The 25,477-nt window shown below is 61.1% G+C and carries 22 protein-coding genes; 15 read left to right on the top strand and 7 right to left on the bottom strand.

What is annotated here, in order from left to right:
* Nucleotides 1-63 precede the first annotated feature (63 nt).
* Both CLV45_RS13620 and purB read right to left on the bottom strand, forming a co-directional pair.
* Complete coding sequence (locus CLV45_RS13620) at nucleotides 64-1,746, bottom strand: T9SS type A sorting domain-containing protein (RefSeq protein ID WP_100336894.1); 1,683 nt, start codon at nucleotides 1,744-1,746, stop codon at nucleotides 64-66.
* Nucleotides 1,747-1,793: 47 nt separating this feature from the next.
* The gene (gene purB / locus CLV45_RS13615) at nucleotides 1,794-3,158 is read right to left on the bottom strand and encodes an adenylosuccinate lyase (RefSeq protein ID WP_100336893.1); all 1,365 of its coding nucleotides are present in this window, start codon (nucleotides 3,156-3,158) and stop codon (nucleotides 1,794-1,796) included.
* Between the two features lie 159 nt (nucleotides 3,159-3,317).
* On the opposite strand from purB, the gene CLV45_RS13610 reads away from it, so the two are divergent.
* Nucleotides 3,318-5,462, top strand: coding sequence for a transglycosylase domain-containing protein (locus tag CLV45_RS13610; RefSeq protein WP_100336892.1), 2,145 nt, complete (start codon nucleotides 3,318-3,320; stop codon nucleotides 5,460-5,462).
* Between the two features lie 77 nt (nucleotides 5,463-5,539).
* Here CLV45_RS13610 and CLV45_RS13605 read toward each other — a convergent pair whose 3' ends face one another.
* From CLV45_RS13605 to hemG, 3 genes are read right to left on the bottom strand one after another with little or no spacing between them, the layout of a single operon-like run.
* Nucleotides 5,540-6,481, bottom strand: coding sequence for a TerC family protein (locus CLV45_RS13605; protein ID WP_100336891.1), 942 nt, complete (start codon nucleotides 6,479-6,481; stop codon nucleotides 5,540-5,542).
* A 40-nt stretch (nucleotides 6,482-6,521) separates the two neighbouring features.
* Nucleotides 6,522-7,319 (bottom strand): polyprenol monophosphomannose synthase, encoded by a 798-nt coding sequence (locus CLV45_RS13600; protein ID WP_100336890.1) that lies wholly within the window; start codon nucleotides 7,317-7,319, stop codon nucleotides 6,522-6,524.
* A 17-nt stretch (nucleotides 7,320-7,336) separates the two neighbouring features.
* The gene (hemG, locus tag CLV45_RS13595) at nucleotides 7,337-8,668 is read right to left on the bottom strand and encodes a protoporphyrinogen oxidase (RefSeq protein WP_100336889.1); all 1,332 of its coding nucleotides are present in this window, start codon (nucleotides 8,666-8,668) and stop codon (nucleotides 7,337-7,339) included.
* 83 nt (nucleotides 8,669-8,751) lie between these two features.
* Between hemG and CLV45_RS13590 the strand changes: the two genes are divergently transcribed.
* Complete coding sequence (locus CLV45_RS13590; RefSeq protein WP_100336888.1) at nucleotides 8,752-9,288, top strand: D-glycero-alpha-D-manno-heptose-1,7-bisphosphate 7-phosphatase; 537 nt, start codon at nucleotides 8,752-8,754, stop codon at nucleotides 9,286-9,288.
* Nucleotides 9,289-9,418: 130 nt separating this feature from the next.
* Here CLV45_RS13590 and CLV45_RS24970 read toward each other — a convergent pair whose 3' ends face one another.
* Nucleotides 9,419-9,568 (bottom strand): hypothetical protein, encoded by a 150-nt coding sequence (locus CLV45_RS24970; RefSeq protein WP_157807479.1) that lies wholly within the window; start codon nucleotides 9,566-9,568, stop codon nucleotides 9,419-9,421.
* A gap of 464 nt (nucleotides 9,569-10,032) precedes the next feature.
* Nucleotides 10,033-11,436: a type III PLP-dependent enzyme domain-containing protein gene (locus CLV45_RS13585; protein ID WP_100336887.1), complete on the bottom strand. Its 1,404-nt coding sequence runs from the start codon at nucleotides 11,434-11,436 to the stop codon at nucleotides 10,033-10,035.
* Nucleotides 11,437-11,705: 269 nt separating this feature from the next.
* Between CLV45_RS13585 and CLV45_RS13580 the strand changes: the two genes are divergently transcribed.
* The 13 genes from CLV45_RS13580 to CLV45_RS13520 all read left to right on the top strand — a co-directional run bounded on the left by CLV45_RS13580 (nucleotide 11,706) and on the right by CLV45_RS13520 (nucleotide 25,312).
* Nucleotides 11,706-12,680 (top strand): arginase, encoded by a 975-nt coding sequence (locus tag CLV45_RS13580; RefSeq protein ID WP_100336886.1) that lies wholly within the window; start codon nucleotides 11,706-11,708, stop codon nucleotides 12,678-12,680.
* Nucleotides 12,681-13,180: 500 nt separating this feature from the next.
* Entirely contained in the window at nucleotides 13,181-14,974 is a 1,794-nt protein-coding gene (argS, locus tag CLV45_RS13575; RefSeq protein ID WP_100336885.1) for an arginine--tRNA ligase, read from the top strand.
* Between the two features lie 69 nt (nucleotides 14,975-15,043).
* A complete protein-coding gene (locus CLV45_RS13570; protein WP_100336884.1) occupies nucleotides 15,044-15,625 on the top strand; it encodes an LOG family protein in 582 nt (193 codons plus the stop codon).
* A 138-nt stretch (nucleotides 15,626-15,763) separates the two neighbouring features.
* A complete protein-coding gene (locus CLV45_RS13565; protein ID WP_100336883.1) occupies nucleotides 15,764-16,363 on the top strand; it encodes a glutathione peroxidase in 600 nt (199 codons plus the stop codon).
* Nucleotides 16,364-16,499: 136 nt separating this feature from the next.
* Nucleotides 16,500-17,438: a 1,4-dihydroxy-2-naphthoate polyprenyltransferase gene (locus CLV45_RS13560; protein WP_100336882.1), complete on the top strand. Its 939-nt coding sequence runs from the start codon at nucleotides 16,500-16,502 to the stop codon at nucleotides 17,436-17,438.
* Between the two features lie 117 nt (nucleotides 17,439-17,555).
* Nucleotides 17,556-18,809: a type VI secretion system tube protein TssD gene (gene tssD / locus CLV45_RS13555; protein ID WP_157807478.1), complete on the top strand. Its 1,254-nt coding sequence runs from the start codon at nucleotides 17,556-17,558 to the stop codon at nucleotides 18,807-18,809.
* A gap of 17 nt (nucleotides 18,810-18,826) precedes the next feature.
* A complete protein-coding gene (locus CLV45_RS13550; protein ID WP_157807477.1) occupies nucleotides 18,827-19,453 on the top strand; it encodes a hypothetical protein in 627 nt (208 codons plus the stop codon).
* Nucleotides 19,454-19,546: 93 nt separating this feature from the next.
* The gene (locus CLV45_RS13545) at nucleotides 19,547-20,134 is read left to right on the top strand and encodes a hypothetical protein (RefSeq protein ID WP_157807476.1); all 588 of its coding nucleotides are present in this window, start codon (nucleotides 19,547-19,549) and stop codon (nucleotides 20,132-20,134) included.
* Between the two features lie 89 nt (nucleotides 20,135-20,223).
* Complete coding sequence (locus CLV45_RS13540) at nucleotides 20,224-20,856, top strand: SseB family protein (protein ID WP_100336878.1); 633 nt, start codon at nucleotides 20,224-20,226, stop codon at nucleotides 20,854-20,856.
* 44 nt (nucleotides 20,857-20,900) lie between these two features.
* The gene (locus CLV45_RS13535) at nucleotides 20,901-21,314 is read left to right on the top strand and encodes a hypothetical protein (protein ID WP_100336877.1); all 414 of its coding nucleotides are present in this window, start codon (nucleotides 20,901-20,903) and stop codon (nucleotides 21,312-21,314) included.
* Nucleotides 21,315-21,635: 321 nt separating this feature from the next.
* Nucleotides 21,636-22,178 (top strand): glutathione peroxidase, encoded by a 543-nt coding sequence (locus CLV45_RS13530; protein ID WP_245882849.1) that lies wholly within the window; start codon nucleotides 21,636-21,638, stop codon nucleotides 22,176-22,178.
* Between the two features lie 332 nt (nucleotides 22,179-22,510).
* A complete protein-coding gene (locus CLV45_RS25475; protein ID WP_262496876.1) occupies nucleotides 22,511-22,633 on the top strand; it encodes a hypothetical protein in 123 nt (40 codons plus the stop codon).
* A 156-nt stretch (nucleotides 22,634-22,789) separates the two neighbouring features.
* On the top strand, nucleotides 22,790-25,312 hold the full coding sequence (locus CLV45_RS13520; RefSeq protein ID WP_157807475.1) for a DUF5686 and carboxypeptidase-like regulatory domain-containing protein: 2,523 nt from the start codon (nucleotides 22,790-22,792) through the stop codon (nucleotides 25,310-25,312).
* Nucleotides 25,313-25,477 lie beyond the last annotated feature (165 nt).

Genomic DNA, 25,477 nt, shown 5'->3' with positions numbered 1-25,477 from the left:
AGCCCCGGGCACGCAGCGGTGCACCGGGGCTTTCGATAACAGGTTGCCGCAGGCGAAGCGTGACTATTCCACGACTAGCTGGGCGCGGCTCAGGCCGGTTTCGGCCAGGTACACCCCCGGAGAGAGGCCCGCAGTAGGCAGGGCTACTTCCTGCCGGCCGGTGGCAATGGTGGCCTGCCGCACTACCCGGCCCAGCGCGTCGCGCACCGTCAGGGTTTGGGCGGCCGTAGCCGGTGCGGAGAGCCGCAGCATAGCGGTGCCCGCCGTGGCGGGGTTGGGGTACACGGCCAGCGGAGACGTGTCGGTGGCATGGCGCACGCCCAAGGTCAGCCCCGTGGTGCGCGCTACGAAGCCAGTATTATCGGTTGTCGTAGTCGAGTTCAAGGTCGTCGAGCCGATGGTGGTAGTCGCCAAGTAAAGCCCGGCAATGGTAGCCTCCCCGGAACCAGTCAGGTCCAGGTCTACTACGGCTTCGTCACTGCCGGCTCCGGCCCGGACGGCCTGCGTCCAGGCCGCGCCGGCGCTGTTGAGGCGGGCCACAAACAAGTCATTAGAGAAGCCGTTGGCATCGGCATTAGAAAGTGAAAGGTTACTAAAGGTGGCCGTGGGACTAGAAAACAAGCCGCCGACCGTAGCCTGCCCATTCGCGCTTACTGCTACTGCCAGGGCGGTTTCGGAGCCACTGCCGCCGGCCCGCACCGCCTGGCTCCAAGTGCCGGCGGGTGTGAAACGGGCCGCAAAGACGTCGGAAGAACCAGTAGTGCCACCGGCATTGGTCAGCGCAAACGAGCCAAAGCTGATGGTCGAGCTGCTGAAGGAGCCGACGACGGTGGCATTGCCGGCCGCATCCAGGGCCAGGCGGCGGGCCAGGTCGGCGGCGGGGCCCCCAGCCCGGCTGGCCTGACTCCAGGTGCCGGCCGTACCCAGGCGGGCCACAAACACGTCGTTCGTCTGCCCGGCAAGGTCAGCATTGAGCAGCGAGAACGTGCCCAGGTCCATGGTCGGGCCCCGGAATGAGCCCGCCACCACGACCGTTCCATCAGCGGCCAGCGCTACCCCTTCGGCCCGGTCGTCGCCACTGCCGCCGGCGCGGGCGGCCTGGGTCCAGGTACCGGCGCTGCTCAGGCGGGCCACGAAGATATCGGCGTTGGTGCTAGAGGGGTTAACGTTGGTTAGGGTAGTAGACCCGAAGCTGGTGGTCGAGCCGTAGAAAAAGCCCGTCACCACGGCCTCACCGGCGGCATTCAGTGCCAGAGCCGAGGGAAAATTAACCCCGTTGATGCCCCCGTGCACCGCCCGCGTCCAGGTACCCGTGCTGCTCAGCTGGGCCACGAATATCTCCGCTCCGCCAATGAGGTTTGCCTTGGTCAGCACGGTGGGGCCAAACTCGGCGGTGGCGCTGTAAAAGCCCCCTAGCACGGTGGCCATGCCGCTGGCATCGAGGATCAGGTCAATGGCGTAGTCCTCGGCCGTGCCCCCGGCCCGCACGGCTTGGGTAAAGGTGCCGGCATTATTGAGGCGGGCCACAAATACGTCCCGGTTGCCGGCGCTGGTGAGCGTGGTGCCACCCAGCGTGATGGTGCCGGTGAAGTCGCCGGCTACCACGGTGCCGCCGGCGCCGTCGGTGGCAGTAGCCAGAATGCGGGCATTACCGGGGCCGGTAGCTCCGGCCACCCATTGCCAGCTCTGGGCCTGGGTCAGGCCCGGGCTGGCCAGCAGGGCCGCCAGCAGTAGAAATCTGTTCATAGAAAGGAAAACTTATAGGGTAGTAAATTCCGCTAGCAAGCCGCCGGCTAGATGCCCACGTAGGTGTGCGGCGTAATGGCGCGCAATTCCTGCTTCACGCTTTCGGCCACGGTCAGCGTCTCAATAAACTCTTGGATGCTGCTCTGGGAAATAGCCTCGCCGGTGCGGGTCAGGGCTTTGAGGGCGTTGTAGGGGTCGGGGTAATTCTCGCGGCGCAGCACCGTCTGAATGGCCTCGGCCACCACAGCCCAGTTGGCCTCCAGGTCGCGGTGCAGGGCCTGCTCGTCGAGGGCCAGCTTATCGAGGCCGCGCTGCAGCGAGGTCAGCGCAATCAGGATGTGACCCAGCGGCACGCCCAGGTTGCGCAGCACGGTGGAGTCGGTCAGGTCGCGCTGCAGGCGGCTGATGGGCAGCTTGGCCGCGAGGTGCTCCAGCACGGCGTTGGCCACGCCCAGGTTGCCCTCGGCATTTTCGAAGTCAATCGGGTTGACCTTGTGGGGCATGGCCGACGAGCCCACTTCCCCGGCCTTGATGGTCTGCTTGAAATAGCCCATCGAAATGTATTGCCACACGTCCCGGGCCAGGTCGATGAGGATGTTGTTGAGGCGCTTGAGCCCGTCGCAGGTAGCAGCCAGATGGTCGTAGTGCTCAATCTGGGTGGTGGGCTGGCTGCGGTGCAAGCCCAGGCGGTTGTTCACAAACACGTCGGCAAACTGCTTCCAGTCGACCTGCGGATAGGCCACTTGGTGGGCGTTCAGGTTGCCGGTAGCTCCCCCAAACTTGGCCCCGAACGGCACTTGGGCCAGCAGCTCCACCTGGGCGTCGAGCCGGGCCACAAACACCTGAATTTCCTTGCCCAGGCGCGTGGGCGAGGCCGGCTGCCCGTGGGTGCGGGCCAGCATCGGAATGGCTTCCCAGTCGGCGGCGCGGGTGGCCAGCTGGTTGCGCACCTGGGCGTAGGCGGGCAGCAGCGTGTGCAGCAGGGCGTGCTGCAAGCTCAGGGGAATGGCCGTGTTGTTGATGTCTTGGGAAGTCAGCCCGAAGTGAATAAACTCCAGGTAGCTACCCAGGCCCAGGGCCGAAAACTGGTCCCGCAGGAAGTACTCCACGGCCTTCACGTCGTGGTTGGTGACCTTTTCGTGGGCCTTTACCGCCTCGGCATCGGCCTGGGTGAAGTTCTTGTAAATGCCGCGCAGTTGACCAAACACGGCCTCGTCCACGCCCTGCAGCTGGGGCAAAGGCAGCTCGCACAAGGCAATGAAGTACTCGACCTCAATGAGCACCCGGTAGCGAATCAGGGCCAGCTCGGAGAAGTAAGCAGCCAGTGGCAGCGTTTGGCGGCGGTAGCGCCCGTCGAGGGGCGAAACGGCGGTGAGCGGGGAGAGGGCGGCGTAGTCGGCAGCAGCAGTCATGCGTAGAAAGAAGTTGGCCAGAGTGCTCAAAGGTAGCGAATGAGGCGGCGCGGCTACGGTTCGCGCGACGGTTTTCGCTACCTTTGTTACCCGAGCGGCAGCGGGTTCGGCACAACATTGGCATACGCCTTCCGCTCTTTTCTCCCTCTTCTCGTTCGCGTGACTTCAGCTACTAAGAAAAAAATAGGCATCGGTCTGGGCATCCTCGTGGTGTTGCTCGGCGTGGCCCTGGGCGTGTTTTTGCTCAAACGACAGCAGCTTCTAGACTATGCTCTGCAGCGGGCAAAAGCCAAAGTAGAGCGGAAATATCCAGTTACGCTGACCCTGGGCACGGCCCGCTTCACCGACCTCAACACGGTCGGCATTGCCGGCATGAGCATGGTGCCCACGGCCGCCCCCACCGATACATTGCTGCGGGCCCGCAACATGACGGTGTCCTTGAGCGTGAAGTCCCTGTTTGCCGGCCGGCCGGTGTTCAGCAACCTCGAAATCAACGACGCCCAGCTCACGGCCCGCAAAACGGCCACCTCCGACAACTTTTCCTTTCTCTACAAGAAGAAAGGCGCCCAGCCGGCTACCCCGCGCGACACAACCAAAGGCGTAAACTACGGCCTGCTGGTAAACCAGCTCCTGGAGGGCAGCTTCGACAATATTCCCGAAGAAGCCGATTTTCGCAATTTCCTGGTCACCTTCGAAAGCCCCCGGCACCGGGCCCGCATTACCATGCCCCGCCTGGCCATTGAGGACGGCGACATCAGCGGGCAGGTAACGGCCGTCATCGACTCGGTGGAAAACCGCGTCGGGGTGCAGGGCCACGTGGAACCCGGCGACTATGCCCTCACGGCCGAGGTGTTTGGCCTGGGCCGCCGCCCCGTGGTGCTGCCCTACGTGCTGCGCCGCTACGGGGCCCGGGTGCAGTTCGACACGCTGCGCCTGAGCCTGACGGATAAGGAGCTGGATGACGACGAGCTGACCGTGCGCGGCACGGCCTCGGCCGCCAACTTCATTGTAAACCACCCCAAGCTCTCGGACCGGGACGTGCGCTTTCCCCGCGGCGGCATCGACTTCGTCGCCCGCCTGGGCCAGGCCTTCGCCGCCCTCGACAAAGGCACTAAGGTGACCCTGAACCGTATGGAGTTCTTCCCCGTGGTGAGCGTGCGCAAGCTGCCGGTGAACGAGCGGGTGATTGGCAAAATGGTGAACGGGTTGCGCAGCCGCAGCGAGGCCCTGGCCGGCCTGCAGGTGAAGGCCGACGTGGAATCGGCCGAGACGCCGGCCAACACGTTCTTCGAGGCCCTGCCCGAGGGTATGTTCAACACCCTGGAAGGTATGCAGGGCGAAGGCACGCTGACCTACCGCCTGCACCTGGCCCTGGACATGAATCAGCTCGACAGCCTGGAATTCAACTCCGGCCTGACGCCGAAAAACTTTCGCATCAGCCGCTTCGGCCGCGAAAACCTGAACAAGCTCAACGAGGACTTCCCCTACACGGCCTACAACGACAAGGGGGACTCCATCAAAACCTTCACCGTGGGCCCGTCGAACCCGAAGTTTACGCCCTACAACGAGGTAGCCGACTACCTCAAGGGGGCCATCATGACGGCCGAGGACCCGCGCTTCATGACGCATAAGGGCTTCATGGAAAAGGCTTTCGTGAAGTCGGCCATCCAGAATATCAAGGAAAAGCGCTTTGCCCGCGGCGGCAGCACGATTTCGATGCAGCTGGTCAAAAACGTGTTTTTGACCCGACAAAAAACCGTGACCCGCAAGATTGAGGAAGCCCTGATTGTGTGGCTCATTGAAAATACCCGCCTCGTGTCCAAGGAGCGCATGTTTGAGGTGTATCTGAACATCATCGAGTGGGGCCCGAAAATCTACGGCGTCAACGAGGCCGCGCGCTTCTACTTCGACAAGCAGCCCGGCAACCTGAACCTGTCGGAAAGCCTGTACCTGGCCAGCATCATTCCGCGGCCCAAGCGCTACCAGATGTCGTTCAACCAGTACGGGGAGATGCGCAGCTCGGCCCGTTACTTCCACCGCCTCATTGCCGACCTGATGGAGCGCAAGGGCATGATTTCGGAGGAGGCCCGCAACAGTGTGACCTACAACCTGAGCTTCCCCGGCCGGGCCCACGGCTCCATTTTCCGGGCCGTGCGCCCCGATACGACCCGCACCGTATTTGCCGCCGACTCCTCCCAGTTTGAGCCGCTCAACCTGATTGACCTGCTCGGCGGCCAGGCCCCCGACGCGGGCGTAAACACCACCATTACCCCGCCGGCTACCACCACGCCGCCCAAGGAGTAAGGCTAGTTTGACCACAGAAAAGCCCCGGTAGCAGCTGCTGCCGGGGCTTTTTGTATTCAGCGGCCTGTAAAGTCCATTCAGGGCCCGGATGGGATGACGGGTCCGTCCTTTTTGGGAAAAAGCAGCGACAAAACCACCGAGCCCAGCAGTAGCAGCCCCACCACGCCCAGGGAAATCGACATGGGCAGCTCGTAAAAGTCGGCAATGAGCAGCTTGCCGCCGATAAAGACCAGAATCAGGGCCAGGCCGTAGTGCAGGTAGTGAAACAGCTGCATCAGGCCGGCCAGGGCAAAATACAGGGCCCGCAAACCCAGCAGGGCAAATACGTTGGAGGTATAAACGATAAACGTGTTGCGCGAAATGGCCAGAATGGCCGGGATGGAGTCGGCGGCGAAAACTACGTCGGTGGTTTCGACCATAACCAGCACCACGAACAGGGGCGTAGCAAACAGCAGCCGCTCCTTGCGCACGAAGAATTTGCCACCTTCCAGCTTGCTGGTAATGGGCAGGTGGCGGCTCAGAAACTTGACCACCGGGTTGTCGTCGGGGTTGATGTCGGGGCCGCCGGCGTTCAGGGCCATGCGGATGCCGGTGTACACCAGAAAGGCGCCCAGCACGTACAGCAGGAAGTGAAACTTGGCCAGCAGCGCGGCCCCCGCCAGGATAAAAACCGCCCGCAGCACCAGCGCCCCGATAACGCCCCAGAACAGGATGCGGTGCTGGTACTGCTGCGGCACCTTGAAGTAGGTGAAGATGAGCAGAAACACGAACAAGTTGTCGACGCTCAGGGACTTCTCAATCAGGTAGCCGGTCAGAAACTCCAGGCCGGCCTGCTGGCCTATGGTGCGGTACACCACGTAGTTGAAGGCCAGGGACAGGACAATCCAGAACGCACTCCAGCCCAGGGCCTCCCGCATGCGGACTACGTGGGCCTTGCGGTTGAACACCAGCAGGTCGAGCAGGAGCAGCAGGAGCACGAAGGCGTTGAAGCCAACCCAGAAGGGGAGGGAGTTTTCCATAAGCGCAGCCTACGGGGCCGTCGTGCCGCCGTAGAAGAGCTTACCGGGTTTCGCGGGCCGGGGTTGCGGCCGGTGCCGGAATGGTTGATTCCGGGCTTGGTCCGGCAGCCCGGTCAAACGACCGAAACAGGCTGCTGAGCTTCATTTGTACCACTCCGAACAGGGCTTCCTGGAAGATGCCCTTGGTCATCTTGGACGTGCCCCGGGTGCGGTCGGTGAAGATAATCGGCACTTCCTTGATGCGGAAGCCGTATTTGTAGGCCAGCCACTTCATCTCAATCTGGAAGGCGTAGCCCACAAAGCGGATGCGGTCCAGCGGAATAGTGCGCAGCACCCGGGCGGTGTAGCACTTAAAGCCGGCCGTGGCGTCGGCAATGGGCATGCCGGTGACCAGGCGCACGTAGGCCGAGGCAAACCAGGACATGAGTACCCGGTCCATGGGCCAGTTCACCACGTTGACGCCCTGAATGTAGCGCGAGCCAATGGCCAGATCGTAGCCGTCGGTGGCGCAGGCCTGGTAGAGGCGAATCAGGTCGTCGGGGTTATGCGAGAAGTCGGCGTCCATCTCAAACACGTACTGGTAGTTGCGCGCCAGGGCCCACCGAAACCCGTGAATGTAGGCTGTGCCCAGACCCAGCTTGCCGCTGCGCTCTTCCAGAAAAAGGCGGTCGGGAAATTCCTGCTGCAGGCCGCGCACCACCTCGGCCGTGCCATCAGGCGAGCCATCGTCGATGATGAGCACGTCGAAGCCTTTGGGCAGAGAAAACACCTTGCGGATAATCAGCTCCGCGTTTTCCCGCTCATTATAGGTTGGTATCAGGACGAGCCCGTCATTCATGCATCAAAGATAAAGATTCAGTTTGCGCCCTCCGTAATTTTTTCCGCCAGGGCCCGGGCGTGGCGAATACAGTCGGGCACGCCCACGCCGGCCCGCCAGTTGGCCGTGCTGTAAATGCCTTCCGCCACCAGGGCATCGGCCGCCGCGTGGGCGGCCACAATGCGGTGGTCGAACTGCGGAATGGCCCGCTCCCAAGAGTACCGGTATTGCCACAGGGGTTGCACGGCCCGAATACCGTAGAAGCGGCTTAGCTCGGCGTGCACTTGCTGTAGCTGCTGCTCGGCCGGTTGCCGGGCCTGAGCCTCATACTGCGTACCCCCAACAAACGTGGTAAACAAAACGTGTCCGTCGGGCACCCGATTCGGGTAGATGGAGCTGGTCCAGATGCTGCCGGCGGCGTAGGGCTGCTCCACCTTGGGGTGCAGGGCCCCGAAACCGTCGAGCGGGTGGGTAACGTCGGCGCGGTGGTAAGCCGTATACACGGCCGTCATCGGCGGGTGGTACACGGCTTGCAGGGCCGCGGCAGCTGCGGCAAACAGGGGCTGTAGCAGCGGCGCCGCCGCGTACGTGGGCAGGGCCAGCACCAGTGCGTCGTAGGCCGGCAAGCTTTGGTCACCGCTCGTTTCGAGCGTGTACTGACCATTCGTCGTGCGCGTAAGCTTGGTTACGGCCGCCCCAAAGTGGGCGTGGGTCAGCTGAGCGGCCAGGGTGTTGGGTAGGGTTTGCAGCCCGTCGCGCAGGGACACGATGCGGCGGCGGGTGCCGGGCGTGCCGCTCTTGGCCAGCCCCTTGAGCACCGAACCGTACGTCTGCTCCAGCTCCACCATTTTAGGAAAGGTTTTGTGCACGAGCAGCTGCTCCGGGTCGCCGGCGTAGATGCCCGAAATAAACGGGTTCAGGGCGTAGTCCACTATTTCGGAACCGAAGCGGCGGCGGAAAAAGTCGGCCAGGGTTTCGGTCGGGTCGGGCTTCTGGGCCGGGCGGCGCAGCTCCCGCAGGATGTTGAGCTTGGCCTTCAGGCTGAAAAAGCCGTTCAGCAGCAGGCCAGGCGGGGAGGCAGGCAGCTTCTGGTACTTGCCCGCGCGCAGCACGTAGCGGTTGGCACTCACGGCGGCGGTGTCCTGGAGCTGGTCGGTGAGGCCCAGATGGTCGAGCAACTCGCTAAGTTCGTCGCTGAGCTGCAGGGAGTTGGGGCCAGTTTCGAGCAGATAGCCGTCGTGGTGTTCGGAGCGGATATTGCCACCGGGCCGGGGACTAGCCTCAAACAGGTCGTAGGCCACGCCGGCCCGCTGCAGGTAAAAGGCCAGGGTCAGGCCCGAAATACCGCCCCCAAGAATTGCAATCCGCATGGTGCGCTGAGTTGGAATAGGGCAAAGGTAACCGTCCCCGCGGAGTTCGGCGCGCTGGGCCCGGAATCCGTAGCTTTGGCCGTATGAATGCAGCAGCAACCGCGCCACCGGCCCGCGAAAAAGCCGTGTTCCTGGACCGGGACGGCGTTTTAAACCACGAAATTGGCCACTACGTGTGGCAGCTCGACGAGTTCGTTATTGCGGCCGGCGTGCCCGAAAGCCTGGCCCGCCTCAAAGCCGCCGGCTACCGCCTGATTGTGGTAACCAACCAGGCTGGCATTGCCAAGGGCCTGTATACGGCCCGGGAAGTGCAAGCCTGCCACCAAAAGCTGCAGCAGGCCTGCGATAATGCCATTGACGCCCTCTACTTCGCCAGCGGCCACCCCAGCATCAGCGAGTCGCTGATGCGCAAGCCCGACTCGCTGATGCTGGAAAAAGCCATGGCCCGCTTCCGTCTCGACCCGGCCCAGAGCTGGATTGTCGGCGACCGGCTCCGCGACCTGCAGGCCGGCGCCAAAGTCGGCGTGCGGGGCATTCTGGTGGGCGAAGGCGAAGAAGCCCGCCCCGCACTCTACGCTGCCGATTTGCGGGGCGCCACCGAGATTATTCTGGGCGCTTAGCGGCGCTTAGCTACGTACTCATTGCGGCGCCCTCGCAATGAGTACGTAGCTAAGCGCCGCTAGCTAAAAAGAAGCAGCCGGTTTCCCGCGGGGAGAAACCGGCTGTTCTGCTTTTGAAGGAAGCCAGCAACTACTGGCGAGCCGACTGTTGCTCGGTGCTGGCCATAATGGGCGCGGCAACTTGGGTAGCGGGCTTGGTGGCGGAGTAGGCCGGACACTTGGTGCGGCAGGAGCTGAAGAAAGAAAGACATCCAACAGCTACAATCAACAGTTTTTTCATGCTTAAGTACAATCTGAAGTATTAGGCAATACGGGAATGGAAGAGGTGGGAAATGATTTACCAACTGGTAACGATTTCCTAACCTTCAAATTGTACCCATTCGTTCAACTGCCGCCTGCCAACTTGCACTACGCAAAACGCCGGCTTCCTGCGGGGCAGAAAGCCGGCGTTAGTATAGCCGGGACTAGCGCAAAAGCTACCGAAAACTACTGGCGCTCAGCGGGGGTAGCCGCGGAGGCGGTGATGGTCGACGAAACGCGGTTAGCGGCTTTAGTGCTGCTATAAGCAGGGCATTTCGTCTTGTTGCACGCGCTCAGACCGAGTAGGGCCACGGAGGCCAATAAGAGTAGCTTTTTCATCCCAAGAAAAACCAAAAGTGTTGTAAGAGAAACTAGTTCAGCACCAAAAGTACAATTTCTGGTCCGGACCTTCAACCATCCGGACCAGAAATTTAGTGTGCTATTTTAATTCTGGTAGCCCAGAATCCGCATCATCGATTCGCCTTCCTGCTGCTCGGCAAACACCCGGTCGGTGAGGTTGCCGTCGGCGTCGCGGTCCAGAATCACCATTTTCGGGGCCGGAATCAGGCAGTGCTTGATGCCGCCGTAGCCCGAGAGGCTTTCCTGGTAGGCCCCGGTGTGGAAGAAGCCCACGTAGAGCGGCTGGGCGTCGGTGGCGGGCTTGCGCTCGGGCAAAAACACCTGGTAGATGTGCTTTTCGGCATTGTAGTAGTCCTGAGAGTCGCAGGTCAGGCCGCCGAGCTGAATCTTCTTGTACTTCTTTTCCCAGCCGTTGAGGGCCAGCATAATGAAGCGCTGATTCAGAGCCCAGGTATCGGGCAGGTTGGTGATAAACGAGCCGTCAATCATGTACCAGAGCTCCTTGTCGTTCTGCAGCTTCTCGTCCAGAATGCTGTAGATGGTAGCGCCCGACTCACCGACGGTGAAAATGCCGAACTCGGTGAAAATGTGGGGCTCGGGCACGCCTTCCTCGCTGCAGATCCGCTTGATAGTGCGCAGAATCTCCTCAATCATGTAGGGGTAGTCGTACTCCTTCTGAATGGAAGTTTGAATGGGCAAACCGCCGCCGATGTCGATGGTCGTTAGGGTGGGGCACACCTTGCGCAGCTCGCAGTACTTGTGCACGAAGCGGCTCAGCTCCGACCAATAGTAAGACGTGTCCTTGATGCCGGTGTTGATGAAGTAGTGCAGCATCGTGAGCTCGAAGCGCGGGTCATCCTTGATTTTCTGCTCGTAGAGCGGAATGGCGTCGGCGTAGCGGATGCCCAGGCGGGAGGTGTAGAACTGGAAGCGCGGCTCCTCGTCGGAAGCCAGGCGCATGCCCAGGTTGCACTTCTCGCGCACGTTGTCGTGGTAGTACTCCACCTCGTTGGGCGAGTCCAGGATGGGCATGCAGTTCACGAACCCGTCGTTGATGAGCCGCGTAATTTCCGACTTGTAGGCCTCGGGCTTAAAGCCGTTGCAGATGATGTAGGTGTCCTTGGTCACCCGGCCCTTGTCGTACATGGCCCGGATGATGTTGGTGTCGAACCAGGACGAAGTTTCGATGTGGACGCCGTTTTTCAGGGCTTCTTCCACCACGAAGCTGAAGTGGGAGGCCTTGGTGCAGTAGGCGTAGGAGTACTGGCCCTGGTAATCGGTTTTCTCGATGCCGACCCGGAACCACTCCTTGGCCCGCTGAATCTGGGACGATATTTTGGGCAGGTAGGTGAGGCGCAGCGGCGTGCCGTACTTCTCGACCAGGGCCATCAGGTCGATGTCGTGGAAGCGCAGCTCGTTCTGCTCGACGTGAAACTCCTGGGTCGGAAAATCAAAGGTCTGGGAAATCAGGTCGTGGTAGGTATCCATTGACGGGGTTAGTTGTCAGTTGCTAGTTGTCGGTTGTTAGTGAAGTAGTTGATTGCCAGTAAGCAGAACAATACTGCAACTGACAACTAGCAACTGACAACCAACTTTCCGAACTTAGTGCCCGCAAAGATACCCCGCCCGCGGGGTTTTGGTTGTGCTTTGTTCGTTGTGCGCGGCGGAAGGTCCGTCCGCGCCAAGCCTGAGGGGGTCGGGGGGCCCATCAATCGGCAAGCATCAGAACCATTTAACTTTTTTCTGCCCATGTAAGTATGCGCCGCATCAAGCTCATCGAAGTCCGCTCCGAACTCGGGGCCGGTACTCGTGGGGCCAGTCTGGGGGTTGATGCCCTTCGGATTGCCTGCCTGAACAAAGGTTCCGATTATTTCCGCCGCTTCAACGCCGTAGCCGTGCCGGATCAGAACCACGTCTTGTTCGACAAAAACCATTTCCCGTTTGCCAAGCACATCGACTCGGTGTACACCGTGCAAAAGGCCATTGCCAATACCGTGGAGCAAACGCTCCGGTTCGGCGAATTCCCGGTCGTGCTGGCCGGCGACCACAGCAACGCCGCCGCCACCATTGCCGGCATCAAGGCGGCCAATCCCTACAAGACGCTCGGCGTGGTCTGGATTGATGCCCACGCCGACATCCACTCGCCCTACACCACACCCTCGGGCAACATTCACGGCATGCCGCTGGCCATGGCCCTGAACGAGGACAACCGCGAGTGCCAGCGCAACGAGCTGGACCCGGAAACCGAGTTTTTCTGGCGCCGCCTCCAGAACCTGGGCGAGGCCGGCCCCAAGCTCAGTCCTGAGCATCTGGTGTACGTGGTGGTGCGCGACACCGAGCACGAGGAAGACGCCGTTATCGACCGGCTTGGCATCAAAAACTTCAAGCTGCCCGAATTCAAGGCCAAAGGCGCCCGGCAGGTAGCCCGCGAAATCTACGAGCGGCTGCGCTTCTGCGACCTGGTCTACATCAGCTTCGACGTGGATTCTCTCGACTCGCGCTTCAGTAAAGGCACCGGCACGCCCGTCGTGGACGGCCTCAACGTGGAGGAAGCCGTCAGCCTGTGCCGCGCCCTGCTCGACAACGACCGGGTGGTATGCTTCGAAATGGTGGAAATCAACCCCACGCTCGACAACGAGAATACCATGGCCAAAAACGCCTTTGATATTCTGGAAGCTTCCACGGACGCTATCCTGGAGCGCCTCAAGATGGAAGACGTAACCAGCCGGTAAGAACTTCCCGCTGATTCCAAGAGGATTGAATAGGGTAAACGTTGCTCTGAAAAAATGGAGTAAGTATACTTTCTTGAGGTGTTTTAGGTATACATGATCTTGTTGTTTTGTAAACCGTATACTGAGCTTCGGTATACAACTGACGAAAATTAACAATAGTGAATACCAGTTGTAAACTATGTTGCCGGCTGAATCTTGTAAGCATAGCGCAGGACCTCTTTCCCGGTTCTGACACCTCTGCGTAAATCTAAAAAGCCCTTTGCCCACAGCTGGTAAAGGGCTTTTTGCATAGTAGAACCGGCAGTGGACGAGGGGAGAAAGGTCCTTCACTCTGCGCACGCCAGATGAAGGATGACCGGGCGGAAGATCGGTTGGGCGGGCGCCAGCGGCGCGTTGCAGGTTGTAGTTTGAACCCGGCGCGGGTTCCGTTACTTTTGCGCCAGCATTTCCGCCGGATTTCCCGGAGCCTACGGCGGAGCTCCTTATTAACCCAGCACCCCGTGCAACAACTCGAACAGGACATCAGAGCGGCGCTGAGCGCGGCCATACAGCAGGTTTTTGGCGTTACGGTCGGCCCCGACCAGCTCGTGATTCAGCCCACCCGCAAGGAATTTGCGGGTTCGTTTACGCTCGTTACGTTTTCCCTGACCAAAGCCCTGGGCAAAGGTCCCGAGCAGATTGGGCAGGGGCTGGGCGAGTGGCTAACCGCTAACGAGCCCCGTATCAGCGGCTTCAACGTGGTCAAGGGTTTCCTGAACCTGGAAGTGGCCGACCAGCAGTGGCTGAGTTTGTTCCAGGGCCTGGTGCAGCAGCCCGACGGCACGCCCGTGCCCACCGGCGGCCCCCAGAACGTGGTGGTGGAGTATTCCTCGCCCAACACCAACAAGCCCCTGCACCTGGGCCATTTGCGCAACAACTTCCTGGGCTACTCCGTGGCCGAGATTCTGAAAGCCACCGGCGCCACCGTCTCGAAGGTGAATCTGGTCAATGACCGGGGTATTCACATTTGCAAGTCGATGCTGGGCTACCAGCGGTTTGGCCACGCCGAAACGCCCCAGAGCGACGGTATCAAGGGCGACCATCTGGTGGGCAAGTACTACGTGCTCTTCGAGAAGCACTACCGCGAGCAGGTGCAGCAGCTGGTGGCCGAAGGCGTGGCCGAAGACAAAGCCAAGGCTTCGGCCCCGCTGATGCTCGAAGCCCGCGACATGCTGCAGAAGTGGGAAGCCGGCGACGAAGAAGTCGTCAGCCTGTGGCGGCAGATGAACGGCTGGGTCTACGAAGGCCACAACGCCACTTACGCCGCCATCGGCGTCGATTTCGACAAGTTTTACTACGAGTCGGGCACCTACCTGCTGGGCAAGGAGCGGGTGCAGGAAGGCCTGGACCGGGGCCTGTTCTACCGCAAGGAAGACGGCTCGACCTGGGTGGATTTGGCCGCCGAAGGCCTCGATCAGAAGATTCTGCTCCGCTCGGACGGCACCAGCGTGTATTTGACCCAGGATTTGGGCACGGCCGAACTGAAGTACGCCGACTTCCACTACGACTCGAGCATCTACGTCATTGCCGACGAGCAGAACTACCACATGCAGGTGCTGCAGGCCACGCTCCAGAAGCTGGAAAAGCCCTACGCCGCCGCCATTCACCACCTGAGCTACGGCATGGTCGATTTGCCCACGGGCAAGATGAAAACCCGGGAAGGAACCGTAGTGGACGCCGACGAGCTGGTGCGCGAAGTGGTGGAAGCGGCCCAAGCGGCTACCCTGGAAAAAGGCAAAATCGAAGGTCTGACCGACGACGAGCAGGCCCAGCTCTTCCACACCCTGGGCTTGGGCGCTTTGAAGTACTACCTGCTCAAAGTCGACCCCAAGAAGCGGATGCTGTTCAACCCCGAGGAATCGGTGAGCCTGGAAGGGCACACGGGGCCGTTCATTCAGTACTCCCACGCCCGGATTGCCCAGCTCCGTCGCAAGGCCGAGCAACTGGGTGTCACCGTCGGCACTGATTTCTCCAGCCTGGGCGACTTGCAGAAGTCGGAGCGGGAAATGATTGAAGAGCTGGCCCGCTACGCCACCGTGGTAACCGAGGCGGCCCGCACCTTCTCGCCGGCCATTGTGGCCCAGTACGCCTACGATTTGGCCAAGGCCTACAACCGGTTTTACGCCGAAGTGCAGGTGCTGCAGGAGCCCGATGAGGCCAAGCGGGCTTTCCGCGTGGCGCTGTCGGTGCAAACGGGCCGGGCCATCAAGGCTAGCATGAAGCTGCTCGGCATCGAGGTGCCGGAGCGGATGTAAATTTACTGAAAAGCCCCTCTTTGCGAAACGAGGGGCTTTTTTTGCACCTTTCAACCACACACTACCGATATGAAAAGCGTTGCCGTTTACTGCGGGGCCAGCCCCGGATTCAATGAAGTGTACCGCCAGCAGGCCGACCTGATGGGGCAGGAGCTGGCCCAGCGCGGCATCACGCTGGTGTACGGCGGGGGCCGGGTGGGTTTGATGGGCGCCGTGGCCGACAGCGTCATCCGTAACGGCGGCAAGAGCATCGGCGTCATTCCCGACTTTCTGGCCGACAAGGAGCTGGCCCACCGGGGGCTGACCGAGCTGCACGTCGTGAAAAGCATGCACGAGCGGAAGCTGCTGATGGCCGACCTGGCCGAGGGCTTTATTGCCATGCCCGGCGGCTTCGGCACCCTGGAAGAGCTGTTTGAGGTCCTGACCTGGGGGCAGCTGGGGCTGCACAAAAAGCCCAGCGGAGTCTTCAACGTGCAGGGCTTCTACAACCACCAGCTGCAGTTTCTGGACCACATGGTAACCGAAGGCTTCCTGCGGCCCGAAAACCGCGCCCAGCTCCAGCAGGACGACTCACCCGCCGGCCTGCTCGACAAGATGCTGGCCTACGTGCCCACCGACCTGGAAAAGTGGCTGACCGAGAAGCGCACCTAGGCGCCTGGCGCGCCCGGGCCACGCTGCCAGCCGGACCCGAGTAAACCAGTACCTTGGCAGCGCCAAAAACATTGCCCCGCGCCGGGGAGTTACGCTGCAGCAGCCGGCTGTGGCGCCCACCGACCTAACCTACCTGCTATGAAAGCTGCCCTGATTCTGCTGCTCGGTGCCCTGGGCGCCTGCGGCGTATCCTCGAATACTACTACTTCTTCCCCCGCTACTACCAGCCCCATGACCAGCCCCGCTTCTGAAACCGCTGCCCGCGGCTCCGTGTACGACTTCACGGTCCAAACTATTGATGGCAAGAATGTGCCGCTCAGTCAGTTCCAGGGCAAAAAGCTGCTCATCGTGAACGTGGCCTCGGAGTGCGGCTACACCCCCCAGTACAAGGAGCTGGAGGAGCTCTACAAAAAGCACGGCGACCGGGTGGCGGTGCTGGGCTTTCCGGCCAACAACTTCGGGGGGCAGGAACCGGGCTCCAACGAGCAGATTGCCACTTTCTGCGAGAAAAACTACGGGGTGACCTTCCCCATGTTTGCCAAAATATCGGTGAAGGGCGACGACACGGCCCCGCTCTACCAGTTTCTGGCCGACAAAACCCGGAACGGCGCCATCAGTGATGCCCCCGACTGGAACTTCTGCAAGTACCTCATCGACGAGCAGGGCCACGTGGTGGGCTTCTACCCCTCGAAGGTGAAGCCCATGAGCGACGAGCTGGTAGCCGCTATTCTGCAGTAATTTTTTTGCGCTCTTCTCAGTAGAACGTCATGTCGAGCCTTAGCGAGACATCTCGCGTGCAATGGCATATAATTGCTATTGCAACGATTCAAGCGGGATACCTCGGCAGGTTCGGAATGACTTTCTTGTGTTGCCTATGACTTCTTCCGCCCCTTCGCCCAACCCGGCCGCTAGCCCGGCCAAAGCCTGGATTTCGGCCTTCCGGCCCCGCACCCTGCCCCTGGCCCTGGCCAGCATCATGATGGGCGGCTTTCTGGCCGCGGCCCACGGGCAGTTTCGCGGCGCAGTCGTGGGCCTGGCTGCCCTAACCACCATTCTGCTCCAGATTCTGAGCAACCTGGCCAACGACTACGGCGACTCCCAGAACGGGGCCGACAGCGTGCACCGTGAAGGTCCGCAGCGGGCCGTGCAGTCGGGCGCCATCACGCCGGCCCAGATGAAGAAGGGCATGGCTGTGTTCGGCATTTTGTCGTTTCTGGCGGGCATCAGTCTGTTGTGGGTGGCGCTGGGGCTCTCGGGCCTGTGGGTGTTTCTCACGTTTCTGGTGCTGGGCCTGAGTGCCATCTGGGCCGCCGTCAACTACACGGCCGGTTCCAAGCCCTACGGCTATGCCGGCCTGGGCGACTTGTCGGTATTTATCTTCTTTGGGCTGGTGGGCGTCTGCGGCACGTATTATCTGCAGGCCCGGGAGCTGCCCCTGGGTATTTTGTTGCCCGCCGCGGCTTTGGGCTGCTTTGCCACGGCCGTGCTCAACGTGAATAATATCCGCGACATTCGCTCGGATGAGCTGGCCGGCAAAATCACGATTCCGGTGCGCCTCGGGCCGGTGCGGGCCCGGCGCTACCACTGGCTGCTGCTGGTGCTGGGCCTGGGCGCGGCCATCGTGTACGTGGCTTTCACGTATCACTCGCCCTGGCAGTGGCTGTTTCTGCTGGCCGCCCCGCTGCTGCTGCGCAACGCCCGTGCCGTGTGGCAGCGCCAGGATTCAATGCAGCTCGACCCGCTCTTGAAGCAAATGGCCCTGACCACGCTGGTCTTTACCCTGCTCTTTGGCCTGGGCCAGGTGCTGGGCTAAACCGGTAAGCTGCTGACCCGAAGACCCGCCCGGCCGCCGTAGAAGTATCCGGCCGGGCCGGCTGGGCGTAAGTTTCTATATTGCCAACGCTATTCTTACGCTTATCCCCGATTTCCTATGGCTTCCTTTTATGCTGAGCTTCATCTGGAAGGTGTTGCAATTCCGATGCTGCAGTGCTCCTACAGCTTCCAGCAGACCACCGATGCCCGGGGCCGGGTTGCGGCCCGGGTGCGGCAGGGGCCCCTGCAGCTGCTGCTCGACGTGCCCGACGACGGGGCCGAGCTGCTGCTGAGCTGGGCCGCCACGCCCTTCAAACCCCTGGCCGGTCAAGTCATTTTCTACGACGACTCCCAGGCCCGCCTGCCGCGCGAAACCATTTCCTTTGCCGCCGGCCAGTGCGTGCACTACGAGGAAGCGTTCCGCGCCTCCGACGCCGAAAACGGGGCCTATACCTGCCAGCTGACCATTACCGCGCCCGAGTTTGAGCTGCTGGCCGGCGGCCCGGCGGCCCCGGCTTTGGCGGCCATCGGCGGGGCCAAGCTGCCGAGCCTGGCCGCCGTGCCCTCCCTGGCCCTGGCGGCGGCAGCAGCAGTAGCTTCTCCGGCCGCCGCGGCCAAGGCTTTTGTGGCGGAATACACTCTGACTGAGTTTGCCAAAACTATCAAGGGCGCCAAGCACATGCAGCCGCCGGAGGTTATTGAGCAAATCTATGGGCTCTTTAACGCGGCTTCGGCCGCTTCGGCCCCAGGCAAGCCCTCAGTACCACATTGGAAAGCCGTAGAAGATTTGGTGCGCAGCAGTTACTACGTAGATCCGGACGACGGTAAAACTAAACCGCTGAACGACCATTGGCCCCCGGCCAATGGCGGGTATCAGCGGCAAAACGTGCAATTGAAAAAAGGCGACGTTTTTGACCGTTACCAGGGCGACGTTTTTGACAAAAAGGTTGACCCGGTTAAGGGCCGGGTTGATCTGGAGCCTGGGGACGAGTTTGATGTCACTTTCGCCGGTACGTTCCTGTCACCTATTGGCCAGGAAGGCACCCCGAAAGTGGTGCAGTCATTTGAGTCACGGGCCCTGGACAGGGCTGAAGACAAGTACGCTTTTGGCTACACCGTTGAGATTTTACAGGATGTGCCATTGGACTTGGTACAGGGGGAGCTAGCGGAAGTAATTCCCTGGTATGGCCAGCCCGGCGGCGGCACCCAGATGCGGTTAACTTTTCCCACTACTGACCCGGCTGGTAACAACTGGAAGTATGAGGAGTGGAGGCAGATGCAGGCCAACAACTTTGCCAAAATAACCCTGAACTCCTCGCCCAGCGGAGACTATAAAGTACTGCCTAATAACAGGGCAAAAAAGCTTACATGAGAACCGAGGGCATGCTTATGCAAACAGAAACGCTGCCGATTGAGCGGGTTGGAGTCGTAAGTAATATTACTGTGCTAGTGGAGCCGGATAAGGAGTTGCAGGAGCTAGGTTGGCAGCATGAAACTACCGTGACCCAGCATTTGCTTCCCACCCAGTTCTTTATGGGCCGCAAATGGGTAGTCACGCACGATTCGCCCACGACGGGGCAGCCCGTCGAGTGGAACTGGCAGGTGGAGCTGTTTCGGGATACTCGTTATTTGCAGCGACTTTGCCTGAGTACCCGAGGCTTTGCGAATCGGGCGCTAATAGATTCCCTGGCCGCTGTTTTTCAGCACGTGGAGCCAGCCAAGCCGCTGTATGCTACCGTGCCCGTGCCACCTAGCTACCAGGTAGTGCAGCCGGCGGTGAAACCGGCTGCCCCGTTGAAAGCTTTCGGAGGCATTCCCAATCTGCACTACTACACCGCCGGTGGGGAGCAATTCCTGGCTTTGTACGCCCAGCGCTATGCCATCAACGAGCGGGGAATTGAAGACGCTAGCTTTGTAAACCTCTACGAAATTGTGCAGGTGCACCTAGATGAAAACCGTTTCCTGCGTTTGGTTCGCCAGGCCCTGGAAGCGGCTTACCACAATCCTCTCTACTAAGCCTCCTGGCAGCTTGGCAGTACCGCTGGTGTACCGCTGCTTATTCGCCTCTTGCCTATGGAAGCTCCAGCTCATTCCGCTTTACTTCGTCGCTTGTCCCCGGTCGAGGGGGGGGCCGTTACGCCAGTACCAGTGGCCAGTCAACCCCTGGTACCTGCTCAGCCGCTGGACACCGCCCTGCCCGTGCAGTTCAATACTGGCCAAGGCTGGCAACTGACGCACCGCTGTCCCAGTACGGGGGAGCAGATAGAGTGGAACTGGCAATACAAGGAGTGGTTCAGAGAAGGTCAGGCCTTGAGCACCTATAAGCTGCGCGACCAGTCCTTGCTGGACGAGCGGGCCAGTATGTTTACGTGGCTGCAGCCGTACAATGAAGACACGCCTAGGGGCCAGTATTACGAGTATCACCTCGTTGCCCGTCCCGGCGCAAAACCGCTGTCCGCCGAACTGGCGGCTTTTCCCGGGGTTCATTACTACGCCAATGCGGCCGGTACCGCGCAGTTTTTGGCCTTATACCAGATGCGCTACCAGTATGACGTAGAAGAGCCCGAACGCGCCTTTTTTCAGGTTAATATTTACGAGATTGTACAGGTCCAAGTAGCCGACGAGCAGGCGCTGGCCCGGCGTATTGGCCAGGCGCAGCAGGCCGCCATTCACCACAACCGCCTGATTGCCGGCTAACTGGATCCACTAGGCGCCGGCCGCCGCCGCCCCCTGATTTCCACCGTAGCCCCAGCCTTTTCCCGTTTCTCCTTTCTGTTTTTTTCGTTATGGAATCTTCCGTGCCCCGCAGCTTTATTGATGATCTGGTCAGCTATTTCGACCAAAAACAGGAAATGCAGGCGGCCTATTTTGCCTTTCTCTACAGCTCCGTCAGCCAAACCCACGACCTGTTTCTGGGCGTCGAGCACACGGGTGACCTGGACGGCATCAAAAAGATGAGCTTGTTTATCAAGCAGATGTATCTGCCCCAGGCGCCGATGTTCTTTGCCTCGTCCCAGGAAGATGCCGAGCTGTTTGCCACCGTGCGGGAGCAGGGCCTGCCGTTTTTCAGCCGGCAGCAGGAGCGGGGTATCGAGCAGGAGTTGCTTAAGGGTCTGTTTGACCAGCAGCGCGACCGGGCTGAGTTGGTCGGAGCCGTTCGGGACCAAGGCGTGTATGCCTTGGTGCATAAGGCTCAGCTAGAGCACAAACAACTGGTGATACAGTCCTTTTCCAAAGACGGGGAAGAGTTTACGCCCCTGTTTACCAGCCCCGATATGTTGCCGCTGGGTGGAATCGGCGCGCCGCCCGCCGGGGTGGTGCTGGCCCGCCTGGTGTGGAGCAAGCACCTGGCCGGGGCCGCACCCCGCCCGGTGGTCCTCAACCCGGATACAGCCTTCGAAGCTAAGTTTGAGTTGTAAGAGCCGAGGGAAAGGTTTGGTTATTTACGAAACGAGGCCCCGCCATGTCCACTCCTTTGGCCAGCAAACCTGGCTATACAGCCCCCGAAGCGCAGCTGCTCCAGGCGCTTTTTCAGGAGTTGGGGCACTTTACCGCCCTGCCCGACTGGCCGGCGCGCTTGCCGTTCCAGGTCTGCCGCTCGTTTGTATTGGAGAGGTTGGAAAACCCGGTGCAGTGGACCATCGGGCTCTATCAGCGAGTAGGTAAGGCCTCCGGCGCAGCGCAAGTACAGCTGTTGCTGGACCTCCGGATTCAAGGCACCGGCAAGGAAGCATGGTCCTCGTCCGCAGGAGGCTTCCGGCTTAGCCACGGCCCTCCGGAACAGGTAGCCGCCGACATTATCCGGCTAAGCGAAAATTTGCAGCCCGTGCAGCAGCAACTTTATGAGGAGTACTACGCCGCCTTTTACAACGCTTAGGGCAGGAGGGAAGGGCCGGGCTGGCAGCTCGCCTGGTGCCACAGTCGGGGTAGCAGCCCCTGCGGGGAGGGGGCGTTTGAGCCGCTTGCTCCGGTTTTGCATGGGCAGCGCCACCTGATGGAGAATTAAAACGCAGAAACTTTGCGCGGGCGTAAAGTTTCCGGGCCGGCTTTTCGTCTACTGCAGAAACCGGGAAATACTGCCAGGCCTTCGTGCTCCGAGGGCCGCCATTTTCTCTCACTTCCAGCCGGATTTGCCCGGACCTCTTCGCCTATGCCTTCATTTCGCCAAAAACTCCTCAAAGCGCTATACCCGCTGATTATGCGCCTCTCCAAGTCGGGCGGCCGCGGCAAGGTACTGGCAAGCCCACCCACCCAGGACGCGCCCGTGCCGTTCTACGAGCTGGCCGGCGCGCTCAATACGGGTCAGGAACTGGATTTCTCCCAACTGAAGGGCAAGCGGGTGCTGCTGGTGAATACCGCTTCCAACTGTGGCTACACCAACCAGTACGAGGAGCTACAGCAGCTTTCCGAGCAGTTTGCCGACGACCTGGTCATCCTGGGCTTTCCGGCCAACGATTTCAAGGAGCAGGAGCAGGCCGACGACCATGCTATTCAGCAGTTTTGCCAGGTTAATTTCGGCGTGTCGTTTCCGCTGATGAAAAAAAGCGTGGTCGTCAAACAAGCAACGCAAAACCCGGTTTACCAGTGGTTGACCCAAGCCCGGCAGAACGGCTGGAACGAGCAGGCGCCCGACTGGAACTTCTCCAAATACTTGGTTAGTGCCGACGGCCGCCTGACTCACTATTTTGGGCCGGCCGTCTCACCCCTGAGCGAAACTATCATCAGCCACCTCCAACAGTAAAAAACTGATTTAAACGCTACCCTCTCACCCACGCATATCCCCAACCGGGCTCTCGCTAGTCACTTATAGGACGTGTAGAGCCTCTGCCGCCGAGCCCGCCACCCACCCCCCTGGCAGCTCCCCGGCCCGCCCCCGCGGCTTTCTTCCCGCGGTGCCCCACCCGGGCCAGATTAAGAAATAGCTGATGCAGCCCCTGGCGGCCCCGCGCCGCCCGGTTTCCCGCGTGCTTACTCGCGCCGGGCGGGCTGCCCTTGCAGAAGCGTTTGGCTGCCCTGTTCAGGCCCGGTAGCAAAGCGCTTAGGCTCCCGCAAACTTTCAAGTTGAGCTGTGCTATGCGCCTCGCCTCTGACTCCCAAACAACTACGTTTTACTCAGCCCTGTTCTATGCCACGCTGCTGGGGCTGGCCTTCCTTTCCGTCTATTCTATACCTCTGATTGAGTTTTTGGCCGATTAAGACCTGCGGTTTATCGATTCATTAAGACGGTTCCCGGCAAGCATGCTCAACTTTGTTTGCGGGGACGCTTCACCGGTATATCCAATTTCGCCTTGGCGCGCTGTTCCGAAGGCCTGGTTATTGTTGTGCCCGGCAGCGGCTGTTTTTCGCTACTTCATGAAATTCTTTTTCTCGCTGCTCCTGCTCACGCTGGGCCTGCTCACGCACCTGACGCCTGGCCTAGCGCAGCAGCTGGTCCTTAGCGGCCAAATCACCGAGGCCGCCACCGGGCAGCCCGTGCCGTTTGCCTCGGTCTTCGTGAAGGGCAGCACCGTGGGCACCACCGCCAACGACAACGGCCGCTACCAACTCAGCCTGGCCCAGCCCATCGACTCAATTTCGGCCTCGGCCATGGGCTTCCGGCCCAAGAGCCGGGCTGTGGGGCGGCAGCCCCGCCAAACTATTAACCTGGCCCTGCCCTCGGCGGCCGTGTCGCTGGGCGAAGTGGTGGTGCGCTCCACCGAAAACCCGGCCTTCACCATTCTGCGCCGGGTGCAGCAGCACAAGCGCCAGAACGACAAGGCCCGGCTCGAGGCCTTCGAGTTCGACAGCTACAACCGCATTGAGGCCTCGCTGTCGGATATTACCGACCGGCTGGCCCGGCGCAAGGTTATCCGTGACATGACCGAGCTGGCCGGCTCGATGGGGGAGATGGAGCGTAACGCCCAGGGCCGGCCCACCGTGCCCGTGTTCGGCTCGGAAGTAGTGTCGCGCTACTACGTGCGCCACCGGCCGGTGCGGGAGCGGGAAGAAATCCGCCACTCCCAGCTCTACGGGGCCGCCCCGCGCGACGGTACGGTGTTGTCGCAGCTGCTGGGTTCCTCGTTTCAGGACTACGACTTCTACCCCAACTGGCAGGTGGTGATGGGCAAGGACTTTATTTCTCCCATTGCCGACGGCTGGCGCATTACCTACGACTACGACCTGGAAGACTCGGTAATGGTGGGGCAGGACCGCTGCTACCAGCTCAAAGTGTTTCCGCGCCGGGCCCAGGATCTGGCCTTCACCGGCCGCATCTGGATTACGACCGGCACCTACGCCCTGCGCAAGCTGGATCTGACCGTGGACCCCAAGGCCAACATCAACTTCGTGGACCAGATCCGGATTCAGCAGGAGCTCACGCCCACCGCCGCCGGGCCCTGGCTGCCGAGCCGCACGCAAGTCGTGGTAGGCCTCAAGCCCACGCCCAAGCAAACCGGCCTGCTGGTGCGCTTTACTACCATCAACTCGGCCTTCGTGGTGCAAAAGCCCCGGGAGCTGGCCTTCTACGACCAGCCCCTGGCTACCGCCGCCGACGCGCTGAAGGTGCCGGCTGGCTTCTGGGCCCAAAACCGCCCCGATACGCTCTCGGCCCAGGAAGCCCGCACCCTCACCGTGCTCGACTCGGTGGGCAAGCTGCCCTCGGTCCGCACCTTTCTGGAAGTGGCCGACCTGGTCGTGAATGGTTACCAGCCCCTGGGCAAGCGGGAGCTGGTGGAGTTTGGGCCCGTGGCCTACAGCTACAACTGGAATAACGTGGAAGGCAACCGCCTGCGCGCCGGCCTGCGCACCACGCCCAACCTGAGCCCCGACTGGCTGGCCCAGGGCTATGTGGCCTACGGTACCCGCGACGGGGAATTCAAGTACGGTGTGTCGGCCGACCGGATTGTGAACCGGCCCAACTGGACGGTGCTCAGCCTCAAGCACAGCCGCGACGTGGATCTGGTGGCCCTGCTCGACAACGATATTGCCCTGGAAAGCCCCCTGTTTGAGGTGGCGGCCCGCTTCGGCAACATCAAGCCCCTGCTGCCCCTGTGGCGGGAGGTAACCAGCGTCTCGGCCCAGTCCGACCTGTTTCACAACTTCACCCAGAAGGTGACCCTGCGCCACCAGCGCTTCGACCCGCTCTACAACTTTGCCTACTACACCGGCCCCGACCAAACGCCGGCCGCGCCCACGGCCCACCGCTTTCAGCTCTCGGAAGTGGTGCTCGAGTCGCGCTACGCCCCGGGCGAAGTGCTGGTGCAGAACCAGAACCACCGCACGGCCGTGGGCCTGATGAAGTGGCCGGTGTTTACGCTGCGCTACACGGCCGGCCTCAACAACGTACTCGGCAGCGACTTCGCCTACCACAAGCTGAATCTGGCCGTGAGCCAAAGTCTGCCCCTGGGCCAGCTGGGCCGCACCGAATACGTCCTCGACGCGGGCTACATCCCCAGCACGGTGCCCTACCCGGTGCTCAAGGCCCACCTCGGCAACGAGTCGCCCATCTACACCTCCAACGCCTACAACCTGATGGGCTACTTCGAATTCGTCAGTGACCGGTACGTGTCTTTGCACGCCGAGCACTATTTCGAAGGCCTGCTCATCAACTCGGTGCCCCTGCTCAAAAAGCTGGACTGGCGCCTGGTAGCCACCGGCAATGTACTGCAAGGCAGCCTGCGCGAGGCTAACCGCAGCACCACGCCCCTCATCGACGCCAGCGGCCTGCCCACGCCCACCTTCCGGGCCCTGGGCGCCGCGCCCTACGTGGAGGTGGGCTACGGGGTCGAAAACATCCTCAAGTTCATCCGCGTCGACTTCCTGCACCGCCTCACCTACCGCGACCTGCCCGACGTGCGCACCTTCGGCGTCAAAGTCTGCGCCCAGTTCAAGCTCTAGCGCTTCCGCGGCGCATTCCAACATGCAGAGCGGCCTGCTGAACGTTCAGGGACGCATTCTAAAACGCGGAATGCGTTGCGGAAGCCTTTTTTAGTCATTTCGCATTCCGGAATGGCGGCTCTGGCCGCGGTAACGGGCTTGGATAGCCGGAGTAGAAAACGAAAA

It is taken from the genome of Hymenobacter chitinivorans DSM 11115, assembly GCF_002797555.1.
GTDB classification, from domain to species: domain Bacteria; phylum Bacteroidota; class Bacteroidia; order Cytophagales; family Hymenobacteraceae; genus Hymenobacter; species Hymenobacter chitinivorans.
Note: the sequence above shows the minus strand (reverse complement) of the source record. Positions and strands in the feature narration are given on the sequence as shown.

What these genes read in the sequence shown, in the direction of transcription:
- purB (WP_100336893.1), bottom strand. Translation starts at nt 3,158, where the DNA reads ATGACTGCTGCTGCCGACTACGCCGCCCTCTCCCCGCTCACCGCCGTT.
- CLV45_RS13600 (WP_100336890.1), bottom strand. Translation starts at nt 7,319, where the DNA reads ATGAATGACGGGCTCGTCCTGATACCAACCTATAATGAGCGGGAAAAC.
- CLV45_RS13550 (WP_157807477.1), top strand. Translation starts at nt 18,827, where the DNA reads ATGCAAACAGAAACGCTGCCGATTGAGCGGGTTGGAGTCGTAAGTAAT.
- hemG (WP_100336889.1), bottom strand. Translation starts at nt 8,668, where the DNA reads ATGCGGATTGCAATTCTTGGGGGCGGTATTTCGGGCCTGACCCTGGCC.
- CLV45_RS13520 (WP_157807475.1), top strand. Translation starts at nt 22,790, where the DNA reads ATGAAATTCTTTTTCTCGCTGCTCCTGCTCACGCTGGGCCTGCTCACG.
- CLV45_RS13565 (WP_100336883.1), top strand. Translation starts at nt 15,764, where the DNA reads ATGAAAGCTGCCCTGATTCTGCTGCTCGGTGCCCTGGGCGCCTGCGGC.
- tssD (WP_157807478.1), top strand. Translation starts at nt 17,556, where the DNA reads ATGGCTTCCTTTTATGCTGAGCTTCATCTGGAAGGTGTTGCAATTCCG.
- CLV45_RS24970 (WP_157807479.1), bottom strand. Translation starts at nt 9,568, where the DNA reads ATGAAAAAACTGTTGATTGTAGCTGTTGGATGTCTTTCTTTCTTCAGC.
- CLV45_RS25475 (WP_262496876.1), top strand. Translation starts at nt 22,511, where the DNA reads ATGCGCCTCGCCTCTGACTCCCAAACAACTACGTTTTACTCAGCCCTG.
- CLV45_RS13530 (WP_245882849.1), top strand. Translation starts at nt 21,636, where the DNA reads ATGCGCCTCTCCAAGTCGGGCGGCCGCGGCAAGGTACTGGCAAGCCCA.
- CLV45_RS13535 (WP_100336877.1), top strand. Translation starts at nt 20,901, where the DNA reads ATGTCCACTCCTTTGGCCAGCAAACCTGGCTATACAGCCCCCGAAGCG.
- CLV45_RS13580 (WP_100336886.1), top strand. Translation starts at nt 11,706, where the DNA reads ATGCGCCGCATCAAGCTCATCGAAGTCCGCTCCGAACTCGGGGCCGGT.
- CLV45_RS13560 (WP_100336882.1), top strand. Translation starts at nt 16,500, where the DNA reads ATGACTTCTTCCGCCCCTTCGCCCAACCCGGCCGCTAGCCCGGCCAAA.
- CLV45_RS13540 (WP_100336878.1), top strand. Translation starts at nt 20,224, where the DNA reads ATGGAATCTTCCGTGCCCCGCAGCTTTATTGATGATCTGGTCAGCTAT.
- CLV45_RS13570 (WP_100336884.1), top strand. Translation starts at nt 15,044, where the DNA reads ATGAAAAGCGTTGCCGTTTACTGCGGGGCCAGCCCCGGATTCAATGAA.
- CLV45_RS13620 (WP_100336894.1), bottom strand. Translation starts at nt 1,746, where the DNA reads ATGAACAGATTTCTACTGCTGGCGGCCCTGCTGGCCAGCCCGGGCCTG.
- CLV45_RS13590 (WP_100336888.1), top strand. Translation starts at nt 8,752, where the DNA reads ATGAATGCAGCAGCAACCGCGCCACCGGCCCGCGAAAAAGCCGTGTTC.
- CLV45_RS13585 (WP_100336887.1), bottom strand. Translation starts at nt 11,436, where the DNA reads ATGGATACCTACCACGACCTGATTTCCCAGACCTTTGATTTTCCGACC.
- CLV45_RS13605 (WP_100336891.1), bottom strand. Translation starts at nt 6,481, where the DNA reads ATGGAAAACTCCCTCCCCTTCTGGGTTGGCTTCAACGCCTTCGTGCTC.